A 13919-nucleotide genomic window follows, 5' to 3' on the forward strand; every position below is an offset into this window, starting at 1 on the left:
GCCAAAGCCGCGATTATGACGACCGCGCGAGGAAATCTTTTAAACCCCGTACTTTCCCCGCACTCGCTCCTTCCAAGATTGAGATATATGAGAGAAAGCGAGGGGGTATGACAGGAAAGGGGAAAAACGCAAAAAAACCTTTGAGACGGCAAATTGGCTTGCGTTTCGGTAAGGAAACGCAGCATTCATCCACGGCAAATTGGCTTGCGTTTCAGTAAAGAACGCAGCATTTTGCCTGTCTCAAAGGTTTTTTCGATTAACATCCGTCTATGACTTCGCCGCGACCGGCTTGGGCGCGTTGTCCACGAAATGATACGCCGGCGACTTCACCGGCACGAAATCGGAGCGGCTGACGAGCAGTTCCCGTAAATCTTGATCCGCCGCAGGTGACTTGCCCGACTTTTGAATCGCCTGCATCATGTCCGCCGCATAATCGACAAAGACGTTCCCGCCGACATCCATCATCGTTTGCTGCGATTGTCCGGTAAATACGCTAACGAGTTTGGGTTCACGAATATTGAGCGCCGAATAGTCGATCCGATAATATCCCGGATAGACCTCTTCTCCTCTTGGGAGCGCGCCTTTCGTACGCTGATAGGCGGACACCTCCCGCTGTACGTCGTTCACCTGCTGATAGACCGCTAGATTCATCAGCTTGACGGTAGGATCGGTCTCCTCGTTAATAATCAGAAAATAGTAGCTCCCGCCCTTCTCGTACGCCGCAGGGGGAATATCGCTCATATACTTCATACGTGTCAGTTTACCGAAGTCGATCTGGTACTTCTCGTATACGGGCGTATTCGGCTCGCTGTTCACGATCGGCAGCAAGCCGGTATCCTTCTGATATTGATCGATGACTGTTTGCACGTTCAGCACTTCGTCTTTAGCCGGTAATTGGCTTGACGCGCGCTGCTCTTCCGGATACAAGCAACCGGACAACAGAACGGCCATCACGACCACGACGAACGCTAGTCGCGCGCTCCTCCATCTCTTCATTGTTCGGTATCCTCCTTTAATTCTATCCGCCCATGCCCTACCATAGCGGCTCCTCTTCCTGTCGCTGCAGCTGTTTGCGAATCGCCGCCCGCAGCGGATCTTCCGGCACGTGGACAACGGCGGCACCGTTCACGCGCGCCTGACAGGCAAGTCTCGTGCCCTCGGCTTCCAAGCCGGCCAACTTGCGCTGCTCTATCGGTTGGATTCGGGACAATCCTTGTCCGTCCGTCGTGACTTTGCACATCAAACAGGCTGCCTTCCCGTCGCAGCGCGTACGGATCGGCACCCCTGCTTTTCTCGCAGCGTCCAGGACCGAGACGCCGGCGCGAACCTGAATCGTTTTGCCCTCCGGCATAAAGGTCAAGGGAACTTTATCGCTCATCGAACGTCCCCCATTCCGGTAAATTCAATTGCTTGTGCACGTCCGCAACCATGCTGCCCTTGAAGCGTCCGCTGCGTTCGACGGCCCGTAATCCCGCCAAGTGAGGCCCTGGATTGCGGCGAATCGCATCCATGATCAGCGATGTCCGATCCTCTCTGGCACGCAAAACATTGAACCACAGTTCGTGCGCGAGCGGCACGATCCCGACCGAATATCCCCCGCATGCGACATCTTCACGGTGGTGATACAGCAGATTATTAATCTTCACTTCATAGCTGCCGCCGCCCGCATGCACTTCAAACCCACCGACTAACTCGACCGCAACGCCCTCGATCTCATAGTGGCTGAGCATGGATCGATACATGCCCGTCACGCTCTCGTACGGCTGATCGATCGCATACCGGATCAATCTATCGTGAATGATCCGCGCCTCCTCCAGATCCGCGTATAAATCCAAATCGCGAGGCGGCTGCGAGAGCGGTAAGCCGCGAAGTTGGAGACCCGCGCTGCCGCCGACAAGCCATTTGGCTCCCGATTCCTCTATGCTTGCCGCGATTTTCGTCAGCGCCCGGCGTACCGTCTCTTCGTCGCCCACGACGTCACCTTCCTTTTAGAAATAAGGCTTGTTCACCGCTTTAATTCGGCCAGCCCCCGGCTTCACGATCGCTTGGCATGCCAGCCGGTAACCCTGGTCGAACTCTTCCGGTTCCATGCGGTCCCACTCGGCATCGGTCACCTCTTCGAGAAACTCCCCGCCTTCCTCCACCAGACAACGGCAGCGAGCGCACGTGCCCCGCGTACAAGAAAACAGCCAATCCACCTTATGCTTGACGGCTAAGTCGAGCAGCGACATCCCTTCCTCTGCCTCCACCTCAGCCGTTTTGGTCCGCGTCACCAATTCAATCATTGTTCCAAGACCCCTCTCTTATGTAGCAACCTCGACTCGCCTGCTAGCCGCTACGCGGTCAAGCAACCGATATAAACCCGAACAACGCGCCCAGGATTAACGAAACAAAAGCTACCCCCGACAACAGTGCTTTCAGAATGCCTTTCAGCTTATAACGCGCTACGGTAATCAACACCGCCGATATTGCCATCAGCCCGATTCCGATAAACGAAACCCACATCTTTGTCATTGGATCCATGACCGTCCACCTGCCTGTCCGACAAAATATTCGTTCCATTATAGCATTTGCAACCCGCATACGGCTACTTCGCGGCCGCGGGTTCCCGATTTTGACACAAAAAAAGGAACAGATGCCGAACGCCGCGCAGTCCGCAAGAAGCGAAAAGCGCGAACGATGCATCTGTTCGTTGATCGCTATTTCTTCATCAACATCTTCATCAGTGTTTCCATGTTGTTCATGTTGAGCCCGCTCTTCTGTACCGCGCCGACGATATCGTTGACCGTTTGCTCCGTTACCGGCACACCTGCCATCGTCGAGACTTGCTTAATGAGCTTGCGCAGCTCGGTCTCGTTCTGAACGGTATCTGAAGTGACCCCGCTGGCCAACTTTTTCACGGCATTCTCGGAGATCGGCTTGCCGGTCTTTTTGTTGACCACGTTCAGCACATCTTTGGATAGATTTTTGTCCGCCATTGTCGTTCATCCCTCCCGCTCGTGCTTGCTAGCCAAGTAGACCGCCGCCTCGGACGGCGCGTATCATGGTGCTGCTAGTATCATATGAGGCGAAAGCGGGATTGGTGTAGGCTTACGGCGCGGCGATATCCTCCATTTCGTGCTTGCGAAGGCGCCCCATCAAGTCTTCGGCCGCCTTGCGCGGCTGTTTGCCTTCGAAGAGGACCTGATACAGCTGATCTGTGATCGGCATGACCACGCCGTACGTACGGGAAAGCTCATGGGCTGCCTTGGTCGTGCGAACGCCCTCGACCACCATCCCCATGCGATCCAGCACGTCTTGCAGCGGGAGCCCTTCGGCCAGCATCGAACCCGCCCGCCAGTTCCGGCTCAGCTTGCTCGTTCCCGTCACGATGAGATCGCCTACGCCGGCAAGACCCGAGAAGGTAAGCGGGTTCGCTCCCATCGCCATACCGAGGCGCGTGATCTCCGACAGGCCGCGCGTGAGCAGCGCCGCCTTCGCGTTGTCCCCGAAGCCCAGTCCGTCGGTGAGACCGGCGCCGAGCGCGATGATGTTCTTAATCGCGCCGGCGACCTCTACCCCCACAACATCCGGGTTCGTATAAACCCGGAAGAAAGACGTGATCAGCGCATCCTGCGCGTGCTCCGCCGCTTCCAGCGACTCCGAAGCGACGACGACCGTGGTCGGCTGACGCTTCACGACTTCTTCCGCGTGGCTCGGACCCGACAGCACGACGAGCCGCTTCGGATCGACTTGCAGCTCTTCGGCGAGCACCGTCGTCATGCGCTTGAACGTCCCGGTCTCGAAACCTTTGGTCGCGTGCACGATCAGCGTCTCTGGCGATATATGCGGCGCTGCCTTGCCTGCCACTTCCCGCATCGATGCGGAAGTCGCGGCGAATAGGACGAGCTCTGCGCTTGTGACCGCTTCCGCGATGTCATCCGTCGCGCGGATGCCTTCCGGCAGTGTAATCCCCGGCAAAAACCGGCTGTTCGTATGTAATCGGTTGATCTCCGCAACCTGCTCCGCGTTGCGCGACCACAGGCGCACATCATAGTCATTGTCCGCCAACACCGAGGCTAATGCGGTTCCCCAGCTGCCGGCGACCAGTACGGCCGCTTTGCGTGTCGTCATGTTCCTGCCTCCTTACCCTTTGCGAGCGCCGAGTTTGTTTTCCCTGCCCTGCATCAGCTTCACGATATTGCTGCGATGTCGGACGAAGGCGAATACGCAGATGACCAGGCTTGCCCACAGCAAGGCCATCGGTCGGTCCATGAGCCAAATAAAAACCGGCGTCAGCGCGGCGAAAATTAGCGAGCCGAGCGAAACGAAACGGGTTAGTGCGATGGATGCGATTGCGATCAAACCCGCAATGAGCGCCGGTAAGAAAGCAAGCGTCGCGATGACGCCGACCGTCGTCGCGATTCCTTTGCCGCCCTTGAAGCCGAACCAGACCGGCCAATTGTGCCCCGCAATGGCCGCGAGTCCGCACAGCACCGGCATCCAATCTCCGCCTACCATGAATTTGCCAAGCAGTACGGCGGCCACGCCCTTTGCAATATCAAGGGCGAATACGGCAATCGCCGGCCCCTTGCCCAAGATGCGAAGCGTATTCGTCGCGCCGGCATTGCCGCTGCCGTGATTGCGAATGTCAATGCCCTTGACCCATTTCGCGATAAGAATGCTGAATGATACCGAACCTAAGAGATAACTGATTAGTATCGCTGCTGCTTCTAACATATCTGTATTCCTCCTGCTTGGCCGAGAGCCCCCTGGCTCCGAGTAGAAAAATGCCGCGTGCATAAAGAAGAAGGCCGACGTATCGTCGACCTAATCTTCATCGGATTTCCGACGGGTGAAAATACGAACCGGCGTGCCCTCGAAATTAAACGCCGCCCGGATTTTGTTCTCGAGATAACGCTCGTACGAGAAATGCATCAACTCCGGATCGTTGGCGAACAACACGAACGTCGGCGGTCTGACGGCCACCTGCGTCACGTAGTTGATGCGCAGCCGCTTGCCTTTGTCCGTCGGCGGCGGGTTCAGCGCGATCGCGTCGGAAATGACGTCGTTCAGCAGATGCGTCTGGATGCGCAGCGAATGCTGTTCGGAGACGTGATTCACGACCGGCAGCAGCTTGTGCAGCCTCGATTTCGTCTTCGCGGACAAATACACGATCGGCGCGTACGTCATGAACAGGAAGTGATCCCGGATCAAGTTCGTAAACTGCTGCATCGTCTTGTCGTCCTTCTCGACGACATCCCACTTGTTCACGACGAAGATCGACGCCTTGCCCGCTTCGTGCGCATAGCCGGCAATATGCTTATCCTGCTCGATGATGCCTTCCTCGCCGTTAATGAGCACAAGAACGACGTCAGCGCGTTCAATCGCCTTCAAGGCGCGCATAACGCTGTATTTCTCGGTCGTTTCGTACACTTTGCCGCGCTTGCGCATTCCCGCCGTATCGATGAGCACGTACTTCTGCCCGTCTTTCTCGAAAGGCGTATCGATGGCGTCGCGAGTCGTCCCCGCCACGTTGCTGACGATGACGCGTTCTTCGCCGAGCAGCGCGTTCACGAGCGACGATTTGCCGACGTTCGGACGACCGATAAGCGCGACGCGGATAACATCGTCATCGTACACCTCTTCTTCCGGTTCCGGCAGCAGCTCGACGGCCGCATCCAGCAGATCGCCGATTCCGGTACCATGCGAGCCCGAGATCGCGATCGGATCGCCGAAGCCCAGGTTGTAAAATTCATAAATATCTTCACGCCGGTTAAAATTGTCCACTTTGTTCACGGCGACGACAATCGGCTTTCGCGAGCGCAGCAGCATCTGCGCGACTTCATCGTCCGCGTGGGTCAACCCGACTTTGGCATCGACCATGAAAATGATGACATCCGCTTCTTCAACAGCCAGTTCCGCTTGCATGCGGACCGACTTCATGATTTCATCTTCTCCGTCAATTTCAATACCGCCAGTATCCACAATACTGAAGGCAGTGCCGTTCCACTCGCCGGAGCCATAGATCCGGTCCCGGGTAACGCCAGGCTTGTCCTCCACAATCGCCAACCGGTCACCAATGACACGGTTAAAAATTGTAGATTTCCCCACATTCGGCCGCCCTACGATGGCGATGATGGGTTTAGACATTGATTTCACTCCTCAAGCTAAACAGCCGCCCTGTAACGCTTACGTCTGTTTATCAAAATACTCACGCCTTCCATCATAGCAAAAAACAACGGCCTTGGCTAACATTTCATTAGTCACGGTGGTCGACCAGTATAAATGACCCGTTCTTCAGATCATGCGCCGTGGCATCAAGTATCTTTTCCAGCAAGAACGCCGTCATTTCGCGTTTTTCCGCGTCGGGTTCCACAAAAATCGGGGCGCCGCCCGCGACGGCATCGCCTTTGGTCGTGACAAGGGCTACGATTTTAGCCATGCTGCTTGTTCTCTCCTTTGTTCACGCTGGCTTCCGTCGGCATCCGAACCGCGGATTCCAAAATCGGCACCCGCTGGACGACGGCCAGCGCCTTTGCCTCATCCTCTTCCTGCGGTAGAAGGAAAATAGCCAATCGGCCGTCCTTCATATCCAGCTTGGCCATCGGTATGAGCGCCGGCTCGCCGTCGTCCCGGTATACACCCAGTATCGTGCACAGATCGAATAAAATCGCCTGGCGCTGTCCCAAATTACTGAGCGTCGCTTTCCCATTCGGGTTAAACGGCTTCAAAATAATGCCCATGCCGCGTTCGGCGATCAGCTGCTGGTTCGAGGAGAGACCCACGTTCATGATGTAGATGTCGCCGACGAACAAATCCGGCCCATCCACCTTCACCGGCGCGATTGCGGCGCTGGCGATATGGGAGATCGACTTGCCCGATTTTAAAGCGCGGACGATCAGCAGCGAGCCGATTCCCGCCACCACTCCGAAAGGAATCCCGAGCGAAACGGAGGCGAGCGAAGTAAGCAGCGCGGTGAGAATGACCAAATAATTGCGCCCTTCGAATACCATGGCCGTCCCCTCAATATAGGCCGCGCCCCGCGAGACCAGCTCCAGACTGTCGATTTTCGTCAGCGTATTGCGCTCCATATTGCGCACGTCCCTGAATTGCTGCGCAGCCAGCGTCAGAAATGTAATGGCCGTGTAGTCCTTCTTATATAAAGCCGGCACGGCCACGGCACCCAACGCGGCCGCGATGACGCCGAGCGAGATATGGATAATTCGTCCGTGCGGATAGGTCGGATACTGCCGATAATCCGTCCGGAGCATCAGCAGTCTCGCCGTGATTCCGAATGCCACGCCAAGCAAAATGCCGTACAGCACATGATGCGGCTGGCCGAATTGATGATGGTCCCACATCGTTAAACGCTCCCTCCCCGCTCACCGGATCTGCCTTCGCCCAGCCACTTGGCAATCGCCCGAAAGCCGTCCTTCACATTCCACGTTAATCGTGCGCCGACGAGCGCTACGGCCAAACCGTCCCACCACGCCAGCGAACCGATTTCGATTCTCGCCGCAGCGGCAGGCAAGTATAACGCTGCCATCGGCGCGATCGCAGCCGCCGCCGTGACGACGTAGAGATGCATGCCGACCGAGTCCGTTAACACGCCAGCCAGAAAACCCGCCAGCACCGGTCCATCCAGTTCGGGACGCAAGAAGACGAACACCGGGTCCGACTCGTACATATAGCGTATCCACAGCCACACGGTCCCGGAGAGCAGCGCGCATAGCGTGGCGAACAACGACTGCATCACGCTCCGCGCGGCAGCCAACGCGACGAACGCACAGCCCATTGCCCATGCCGCGCTCCCGTATACCTCAACTCCTCTCCAGCCAACTGGAATCCGATAGTGGTGCAGCAGCACGATTCCGGCCAGTACGGCCGCGACCTTCCAGCCCGCCAGCCCATCCGCCACCTGCCTTTGCCAGCCCGTCACATAGAGAATGCCCCCCATCGCAAGCAGCCATAAGGCCGTTATTCCGCCGTTCATCGCCATTTTGATCACCTCGCTCGATGTTTTAGTATGCGCGGGAAGTTTCCTTTACATTCCAAGGTGGGGTAGCCTCGCCCCTTCCCTTGGTATCACCTCGCCCCTTCCCCCTCCATTGGAGGGGAACCAGAGGGATTCGTCCCTCTGGACTGCCGAAATAAGCGTGCCTTCTACGCGGCCGTCGTTGATGTGTCCTTTCGTTGTATAGACTCGCTTTGTCTTTCAGACAAGGCTTCATGCCCGCTTCTTACACGACGTTGTGCCTTGGGTGGTGTCCTCCTGCTTTGCGTGACTTTCCGATCTTAGGGTGCTGACCTTTGCTATCGTCCGCATGCGCGGACACGCTTTACTGTTTTAAATCTCTATATTTCATGAAAAACGAAAAAGACCGATCACGTCGCGCGAGGCGAAACGTGATCGGTCTATAATGTTAAATCATTATTTCAGCTTGCTCAGTTTGTCGCCGAAGCGCTCTGCCAGCGTGAAGCTCATGCTTTGGCCGCTCAGGCTTACGTTCGGGTTGTCGATTTTATCGATTTTCGGACCACGGTCGCGGTTGTCGCGTTCGCGAGGCGCGCGCTCCGGCTTAGCCGGTTGCTCAGGCGCTTCTTCCGTCTCTTTGATGGAGAGGCTGACGCGCTTCTCGGCTGGGTTGAAGTCGAGGACTTTCGCCTTCACTTCTTGGCCTTCTTTCACGACTTCTTGCGGCGTTGCCACGTGGCGGTGCGCCAGCTGGGAAATGTGAACGAGACCTTCGACGCCCGGTGCGATCTCCACGAACGCGCCGAAGCTTACGATGCGGCGAACCGTACCCGTTACGATGTCGCCCGTATTGAATTTGCCGTTAGCCGATTCCCAAGGACCTGGCTCGGCAGCTTTCATGCTGAGGCTGATTTTGCCAGCAGCCGGATCGACTTTAAGCACTTTCACGCGAACCGCTTGACCTTCGGAAACGATGTCTTTCGGATGCGCGACATGCTGCCACGACAGTTCGGAAACGTGTACCAGACCGTCGATGCCGCCGATGTCCACGAATGCGCCGAACGGCGTAAGACGTTGAACGGTGCCTTCGATTTCTTGGCCGACTTGCAGGTCGGACATGATTTTTTGTTTGTTTTGCTCGAACTCCGCGTCCAGCACTTCTTTCGCGGACAGGATCACTTTGTTGTTCTCGCGGTCGATTTCTTTGATTTTCACGCGCAGCGTACGACCTTTGTAGTCGCTGAAATCTTCTACGAAGTGACGCTCTACCATGGAAGCTGGAATGAAGCCGCGAACACCGATGTCCGCTACCAGACCGCCTTTGACGACGTCAGCAACCGTAATTTCAAGAACTTCGCCGCTTTCGAATTTGGCTTGCAGTTCGTCCCAAGCGCGTTCGCCGTCGATCGCGCGTTTCGAAAGAACGAGTTTTTCTTTCTCGTCATCGATGGATACGACTTTCAGCTCGATCTCTTGGCCGACTTGAACCGCCTCGGCTGCGTTATCCAATTGGATGGAGGAAAGCTCGCGAAGCGGAATAACGCCGTCGTATTTATATCCAAGGCTAACGAAAGCTTGGTTGTCTTCGAGTTTGACGATCGTTCCTTTTACCGTATCGCCTTTCTTTAAGGACACAAGGTTGTCCATGGCCTCTTGTTGATTTTCTTGCACTTTTGTTTCTTCTGACATTTGAAATAACCTCCTCAATTCATACCCCAACTTTATTTAAACGCATACGGTCGCTTTGAAACACCAACGCCCGCATGCCGTCTAAAACATTTGCTAATAGCCTTCGCGAACCATTTCCCGGATATTCGCCATAATTTCGTCCGTTACCCGCTCCAGCACATCGGAGGAAGAATCTTGAATGAAGGCCGACATATCGATCGGCTGGCCGTAACGGATGACCATTCTGCGGAAAGGCTTATACGACCCGATAATCGCGACCGGAATGACCGTCGCTTTGCTGCGCATGGCAATCATAGCCGCGCCCTTCTTGCCCATGCCAGCCGGCGCCTTGCGCGTGCCTTCCGGGAAGATCCCCATGACGCCGCCGTTCTCGAGCAGCCCGATCGCGCTGCGAATCGCGTCTTTGCTGACGCCGCCGCGCTTCACCGGGAAGGCGCCCAGACCGCGAATCAGCGGACCGAACACCGGAATGTCGAACAACTCCGCTTTCGCCATGTAATGCACTTTGCGGGGCACCTTGATGCCGACCGTCGGTGGATCGAAGTTACTGATATGATTGGAACAAAGCACGACTGGTCCCTCGGATGGAATATTCTCCAACCCTACTGCTTTAAATCGGAACACAACCGCGTAAAACATTCGGAGCAAGCCTCTCACAACTACGTACAACATCGATTATTTCGCCTCCGCCATTTTGGATCTGCTTAGATCGATAATCACGGCTACGACCTCGTCGATCGTAAGCTCGCTGCTGTCGACCACGATGGCGTCTTTCGCGCATATAAGGGGCGAAATTTCGCGTTGTTCGTCGCTGCGGTCGCGCTCGGCAATCTCTGCTTCCAGCTGCGCGAGCGGAATGCGCTGTTCGGCTGGAAGCTCCTGATAGCGGCGCTGCGCCCGAATTTGCACGCTTGCCGTTAGGAAAATCTTCAGTTCGGCGTCCGGCAGCACATGCGTGCCGATATCCCGGCCGTCCATCACGATGCCGCGCTCGGATGCCATCGCGCGCTGCAATTCCACGAGCTTCGCGCGCACCGATTCGTTCGCCGCGAGCGGCGACACGATCAGCGTAACGTCCCGGCCGCGAATCGCTTCCGTCACGTCTTCCCCGTTCAGGTAGACAGTCTGACCTCGCTCGCCCGGCTTCAGCTCGATTCGAATCGAGGCCACCAGCGCCTTCAGCTTGTCCGCTTCGTCCGGGGCTATGCCTTCGCGAAGCGCTGCGAGCGTCACCGCTCTGTACATGGCTCCGGTATCAACGTACACGTATCCGAGCTCCGCGGCTACTCTTCTCGCCACCGTGCTCTTCCCCGCGCCCGCCGGCCCGTCAATGGCCACGTTCATTTTTTCCGTGCGGACCCTCTCATCCTTGCTCAACGATGTTAAACCTCCTTGGGGACCGTTACTGACCTGCATGCCCGCTCCCAGAAAGAGGGAAAGCTCCAAGTCGTCAAGAAAAAAGCAGGCTCTGCCTGCGAATGTGAAAATTATACCACACTAAAGAGGCAGATGCAAAGAACGTACATCTACCGAAAGGGCGTCCCTTCCAGCCGATCTACGCCGGTCACCCACCTTCTTATTGGGGCCGATTGGAGCGCCAGTTGGCTTAGCACGGCGGCAATCAGCAGCGTGATTACGATTTTTTGCAGCATTTTCGACACCTCGTCCGAGATGCGGATCAGACGTTTCGTCCGGCCGCCGGACACCTTGTTTTGTCGCGAAAACCATTGGCTGACCTTCATCCCTGCAACTCCCTTTCCGACTGCTTGGGAGTAGTGTTTTCGATGAATCGCGCGTTTATGCACGTAACAGCACACAGTTTACGGTTTGTCCGCTGAATACCGGAGAATGATTAATTTTTGCGAAGCTCGAATTGGCGTTCGAAGCAATAACGAATGATTTTTTGCCGCTCGTTCTCCGAGATTCGCGTGAATTTCGACATTATCTGCAATCTGCCGGACTCCAGCTTCTTCAGACGCACGACTTCCGCTTTAAAAAACGCGTGATCGACGCTGCCGTTGCGGTAAGGGAGCAGCAGCCAGCATTCCATCTCAAGTCCTTCCTTGATCGGACGCTTGCCGTCGCTCAGGAACGACACGCCGCCTCCGCCGAGATCGTCCGTCACCACGAGGAAACGCAGTCCCGAGAAATGAACCGCCATCTCCAGCTCGGCGCCGACGCGCAGGAAGTTGCGCCGCTGCACCTTCGTGATGGAGTCCGGTTCCGGCTTGCGGATGCGAACGAGCCGAATGACATCCTCTTTGTAACCCATGACATGCGAGTTGAAATAGTGCTTCACGCCATCGGAGGACAGGTAATATGCGCTCAGCTCGTCGCCGATGAACAACCGCTTATACCGGCTCGTCCCCTCTTGGACCGGCAGTTCGATCAGCAATTCATCCTCGGTTTCGTCGGCAATGCGGGTTTTGTATTCGATAGCCGTTTCCTCTTCGTCGGAGGAGGCGACTTGCAAGTAGATCAATTGATTGATTTTCGGCAGCATGATGGTGACCCCTCCCGTTTCCCCCGATTATAGCACAGGCTGTCGAAATGTGGCGACAAAATAAAGCGGGAGGCGCATGCCTGCGTCCCCCGCCCCGACTGTTCCGATTATTTTGGAAGCAGCTCGATCGCCTCTTCCGTTCCGTTGTCCGCGTTGATGTAGATCCGGTACTTGCCGCCGTTTATTTTCCCGGAAAACTCGTAGCAGAGCACCTCTTTGCCCAAATCGTTCATGATGATCGCCAGTCCCTCATTCGTCCGCTCGAAGCCCGGATTGAGCGCTTTTCTCGCAGCCGCCGCGGACAGTTTCGGTTTGGCGATTTTGCGTTTGTGATGCTCATAGACATAGTCGTTCGCCTGCAAGCCGGTGACCTCCCCGTCGTCAAGCGCGACCTTCACGATCAGCTTCTCGGGGTAAATCAATACGCCCTGCTGAGAACCGACCGCCGTAAACGAGACGACATTGTTGAATTCGTCGTAGTTGGTCAGCTTCATCCCTTTATAGCCATGCGCGTTCAAAAATTGCGTGGCGTTCTTCTCGGCCTGGTCGACCGTGATTTTGGATGCAGCGACGTCCTTCGGATTCATGTACCAAATGAGCTTACCGCCCTGCTTGGTGAAATCCATCTGGATCATCCGGTCGCTGCCGGCCATCGGCGCGGAGACGGAAAACGACTCGTATTCGGTGCCTTTGCCGTTCTCGACGACGCGGATCGCGGAAGGGTCCTTGATGCTCGCGAATTCGGCGGCCAGCTTCTTGATCTCCTCGGCCGTCATCTTCTTGCCGCCCAGCATCTTCACGGAACGCTTCTGATACATGCTGGCCACGGACGGTCCCCAGTTGAGCTCCGGATACTCGCTCACCTTCTTGTCCACGGTTTTAAAGCCGTCGATAATCGTGTTGTCCTGCGCCGATGTTTCCGTAGCGAGCGCGGACTCCACGTCCATCCAGCGCAAGTTGTTCGCCAGCACCTTGCTCTGCATGTTCAGCAAATTGCCCGCGATTTCGTCCGAGTTCTTGTACAGCGTCTTGAGCGTCTTATATTCGTCCTCCGACAATGGCTGCTTCGACAGATCACGTACCGACGCTTTATACGCGAAATTCGCGATTTTCGATAGAAACTCTTCGGTTGTATTGAACGGCAGCAGCGTAAGCGGCAGCTGATTGATTTCGTTCTGTGCTTGGCTGGTAAGCCGCCAGACGTTCACCAGGCCTTTGCGCTGGTACGCTTGCGACGTCGAATTGACCGCCAACGTGCTGCCAAGTTCCTTGTGCAGCTGCTCCATATGGTAGGAGAGATCATGGAACGCACGCTGGTATTGGTTCTCCGCCTTAATGAGAATGGAATTCTTCTCTTGATGCTCCTGATAGCCCCAGTAGATCGACCCGATGAACATCAGCGTCATCACAGGGAACAGCACCGCGCTTAATCGATGGTACATAAGGCAAAAGCTCCTTTCGTATGCAAACCCTGACATTAGTGTGGTTTGCCCGAAGGAGCTTTATGCATGTTTCCTCAACATCTGGAATTGCCTCGGCGCGGCGCCGTTATAGCGCGAGCTCTTCAACTTCGAAGTCGTTCGCGTTGTCGCACAGGCATTGCTTGAAGCCCGTGTCGATCTTGCCTTTCTCCCGGCGTCCGCGGAGGATGAATTTCTCGCCGCACCGGTTGCAGCGTATCGTGACTTTAACCCTTGGCGTCGTCATGATGCCCCTCCATAAAGGAAATGGTTTGTTCTCGCATGAACCCACTTCCTTATTATGGACGGA

The 13919-nt window shown here is 56.0% G+C and carries 19 protein-coding genes; all 19 read right to left on the reverse strand.

Translation table 11 applies throughout. The features are described 5' to 3' along the window. Positions 1-267: 267 nt before the first annotated feature. The 19 genes from ACFSKT_RS08395 to ACFSKT_RS08485 all read right to left on the reverse strand — a co-directional run bounded on the left by ACFSKT_RS08395 (position 268) and on the right by ACFSKT_RS08485 (position 13856). On the reverse strand, positions 268-996 hold the full coding sequence (locus tag ACFSKT_RS08395) for a hypothetical protein (RefSeq protein WP_377722303.1): 729 nt from the start codon (positions 994-996) through the stop codon (positions 268-270). A gap of 37 nt (positions 997-1033) precedes the next feature. Then, entirely contained in the window at positions 1034-1378 is a 345-nt protein-coding gene (locus ACFSKT_RS08400) for a 2Fe-2S iron-sulfur cluster-binding protein (RefSeq protein ID WP_377722304.1), read from the reverse strand. Continuing rightward, positions 1368-1973 carry a nucleotidyltransferase family protein gene (locus ACFSKT_RS08405; RefSeq protein ID WP_377722305.1) on the reverse strand — a complete coding sequence of 202 codons (606 nt, stop codon included), beginning with the start codon at positions 1971-1973 and terminating at the stop codon, positions 1368-1370. The genes ACFSKT_RS08400 and ACFSKT_RS08405 overlap by 11 nt, the downstream gene beginning before the upstream one ends. A 15-nt stretch (positions 1974-1988) precedes the next feature. Then, on the reverse strand, positions 1989-2285 hold the full coding sequence (locus tag ACFSKT_RS08410; protein ID WP_377722306.1) for a 2Fe-2S iron-sulfur cluster-binding protein: 297 nt from the start codon (positions 2283-2285) through the stop codon (positions 1989-1991). A gap of 58 nt (positions 2286-2343) precedes the next feature. Beyond that, complete coding sequence (locus ACFSKT_RS08415; RefSeq protein ID WP_377722307.1) at positions 2344-2523, reverse strand: DUF2768 family protein; 180 nt, start codon at positions 2521-2523, stop codon at positions 2344-2346. A gap of 176 nt (positions 2524-2699) precedes the next feature. Continuing rightward, positions 2700-2978 (reverse strand): stage VI sporulation protein F, encoded by a 279-nt coding sequence (locus ACFSKT_RS08420; protein ID WP_377722308.1) that lies wholly within the window; start codon positions 2976-2978, stop codon positions 2700-2702. 112 nt (positions 2979-3090) lie between these two features. Then, positions 3091-4113 carry an NAD(P)H-dependent glycerol-3-phosphate dehydrogenase gene (locus tag ACFSKT_RS08425; RefSeq protein ID WP_377722309.1) on the reverse strand — a complete coding sequence of 341 codons (1023 nt, stop codon included), beginning with the start codon at positions 4111-4113 and terminating at the stop codon, positions 3091-3093. A 12-nt stretch (positions 4114-4125) separates the two neighbouring features. Then, complete coding sequence (plsY, locus tag ACFSKT_RS08430; protein ID WP_377722310.1) at positions 4126-4719, reverse strand: glycerol-3-phosphate 1-O-acyltransferase PlsY; 594 nt, start codon at positions 4717-4719, stop codon at positions 4126-4128. 90 nt (positions 4720-4809) lie between these two features. Next, positions 4810-6132, reverse strand: coding sequence for a ribosome biogenesis GTPase Der (gene der / locus ACFSKT_RS08435; protein WP_377722311.1), 1323 nt, complete (start codon positions 6130-6132; stop codon positions 4810-4812). 109 nt (positions 6133-6241) lie between these two features. After that, on the reverse strand, positions 6242-6424 hold the full coding sequence (locus ACFSKT_RS08440) for a capping complex subunit for YIEGIA (protein ID WP_377722312.1): 183 nt from the start codon (positions 6422-6424) through the stop codon (positions 6242-6244). After that, positions 6417-7343 carry a YIEGIA family protein gene (locus ACFSKT_RS08445; protein ID WP_377722313.1) on the reverse strand — a complete coding sequence of 309 codons (927 nt, stop codon included), beginning with the start codon at positions 7341-7343 and terminating at the stop codon, positions 6417-6419. The genes ACFSKT_RS08440 and ACFSKT_RS08445 overlap by 8 nt, the downstream gene beginning before the upstream one ends. 2 nt (positions 7344-7345) lie before the next feature. Further along, entirely contained in the window at positions 7346-7975 is a 630-nt protein-coding gene (locus tag ACFSKT_RS08450) for a YphA family membrane protein (RefSeq protein WP_377722314.1), read from the reverse strand. Positions 7976-8413: 438 nt separating this feature from the next. After that, a complete protein-coding gene (rpsA, locus tag ACFSKT_RS08455; RefSeq protein WP_377722315.1) occupies positions 8414-9646 on the reverse strand; it encodes a 30S ribosomal protein S1 in 1233 nt (410 codons plus the stop codon). Positions 9647-9739: 93 nt separating this feature from the next. Continuing rightward, positions 9740-10318 carry a lysophospholipid acyltransferase family protein gene (locus ACFSKT_RS08460; RefSeq protein ID WP_377722316.1) on the reverse strand — a complete coding sequence of 193 codons (579 nt, stop codon included), beginning with the start codon at positions 10316-10318 and terminating at the stop codon, positions 9740-9742. A 3-nt stretch (positions 10319-10321) separates the two neighbouring features. Beyond that, positions 10322-11023 carry a (d)CMP kinase gene (gene cmk / locus ACFSKT_RS08465; protein ID WP_377722317.1) on the reverse strand — a complete coding sequence of 234 codons (702 nt, stop codon included), beginning with the start codon at positions 11021-11023 and terminating at the stop codon, positions 10322-10324. 149 nt (positions 11024-11172) lie between these two features. Next, positions 11173-11388 (reverse strand): hypothetical protein, encoded by a 216-nt coding sequence (locus ACFSKT_RS08470; RefSeq protein ID WP_377722318.1) that lies wholly within the window; start codon positions 11386-11388, stop codon positions 11173-11175. Positions 11389-11498: 110 nt separating this feature from the next. Next, positions 11499-12149 carry a flagellar brake protein gene (locus tag ACFSKT_RS08475; protein WP_377722319.1) on the reverse strand — a complete coding sequence of 217 codons (651 nt, stop codon included), beginning with the start codon at positions 12147-12149 and terminating at the stop codon, positions 11499-11501. Positions 12150-12256: 107 nt separating this feature from the next. Further along, positions 12257-13591 carry a germination protein YpeB gene (gene ypeB, locus ACFSKT_RS08480; RefSeq protein WP_377722320.1) on the reverse strand — a complete coding sequence of 445 codons (1335 nt, stop codon included), beginning with the start codon at positions 13589-13591 and terminating at the stop codon, positions 12257-12259. A gap of 106 nt (positions 13592-13697) precedes the next feature. Beyond that, a complete protein-coding gene (locus ACFSKT_RS08485; protein WP_377722321.1) occupies positions 13698-13856 on the reverse strand; it encodes a hypothetical protein in 159 nt (52 codons plus the stop codon). Positions 13857-13919: the final 63 nt, after the last annotated feature.

This window comes from Paenibacillus xanthanilyticus (assembly GCF_042682185.1).
Lineage (GTDB): Bacteria > Bacillota > Bacilli > Paenibacillales > Paenibacillaceae > Paenibacillus_Z > Paenibacillus_Z xanthanilyticus.

Excerpts from the sequence above, each read along its gene's own strand:
- ACFSKT_RS08410 (WP_377722306.1), bottom strand. The coding sequence starts at position 2,285 with ATGATTGAATTGGTGACGCGGACCAAAACGGCTGAGGTGGAGGCAGAG.
- ACFSKT_RS08420 (WP_377722308.1), bottom strand. The coding sequence starts at position 2,978 with ATGGCGGACAAAAATCTATCCAAAGATGTGCTGAACGTGGTCAACAAA.
- ACFSKT_RS08400 (WP_377722304.1), bottom strand. The coding sequence starts at position 1,378 with ATGAGCGATAAAGTTCCCTTGACCTTTATGCCGGAGGGCAAAACGATT.
- rpsA (WP_377722315.1), bottom strand. The coding sequence starts at position 9,646 with ATGTCAGAAGAAACAAAAGTGCAAGAAAATCAACAAGAGGCCATGGAC.
- ACFSKT_RS08470 (WP_377722318.1), bottom strand. The coding sequence starts at position 11,388 with ATGAAGGTCAGCCAATGGTTTTCGCGACAAAACAAGGTGTCCGGCGGC.
- ACFSKT_RS08425 (WP_377722309.1), bottom strand. The coding sequence starts at position 4,113 with ATGACGACACGCAAAGCGGCCGTACTGGTCGCCGGCAGCTGGGGAACC.
- ypeB (WP_377722320.1), bottom strand. The coding sequence starts at position 13,591 with ATGTACCATCGATTAAGCGCGGTGCTGTTCCCTGTGATGACGCTGATG.
- ACFSKT_RS08460 (WP_377722316.1), bottom strand. The coding sequence starts at position 10,318 with ATGTTGTACGTAGTTGTGAGAGGCTTGCTCCGAATGTTTTACGCGGTT.
- der (WP_377722311.1), bottom strand. The coding sequence starts at position 6,132 with ATGTCTAAACCCATCATCGCCATCGTAGGGCGGCCGAATGTGGGGAAA.
- plsY (WP_377722310.1), bottom strand. The coding sequence starts at position 4,719 with ATGTTAGAAGCAGCAGCGATACTAATCAGTTATCTCTTAGGTTCGGTA.
- ACFSKT_RS08395 (WP_377722303.1), bottom strand. The coding sequence starts at position 996 with ATGAAGAGATGGAGGAGCGCGCGACTAGCGTTCGTCGTGGTCGTGATG.
- ACFSKT_RS08445 (WP_377722313.1), bottom strand. The coding sequence starts at position 7,343 with ATGTGGGACCATCATCAATTCGGCCAGCCGCATCATGTGCTGTACGGC.
- ACFSKT_RS08440 (WP_377722312.1), bottom strand. The coding sequence starts at position 6,424 with ATGGCTAAAATCGTAGCCCTTGTCACGACCAAAGGCGATGCCGTCGCG.
- ACFSKT_RS08450 (WP_377722314.1), bottom strand. The coding sequence starts at position 7,975 with ATGAACGGCGGAATAACGGCCTTATGGCTGCTTGCGATGGGGGGCATT.
- ACFSKT_RS08485 (WP_377722321.1), bottom strand. The coding sequence starts at position 13,856 with ATGACGACGCCAAGGGTTAAAGTCACGATACGCTGCAACCGGTGCGGC.
- ACFSKT_RS08415 (WP_377722307.1), bottom strand. The coding sequence starts at position 2,523 with ATGGATCCAATGACAAAGATGTGGGTTTCGTTTATCGGAATCGGGCTG.
- ACFSKT_RS08475 (WP_377722319.1), bottom strand. The coding sequence starts at position 12,149 with ATGCTGCCGAAAATCAATCAATTGATCTACTTGCAAGTCGCCTCCTCC.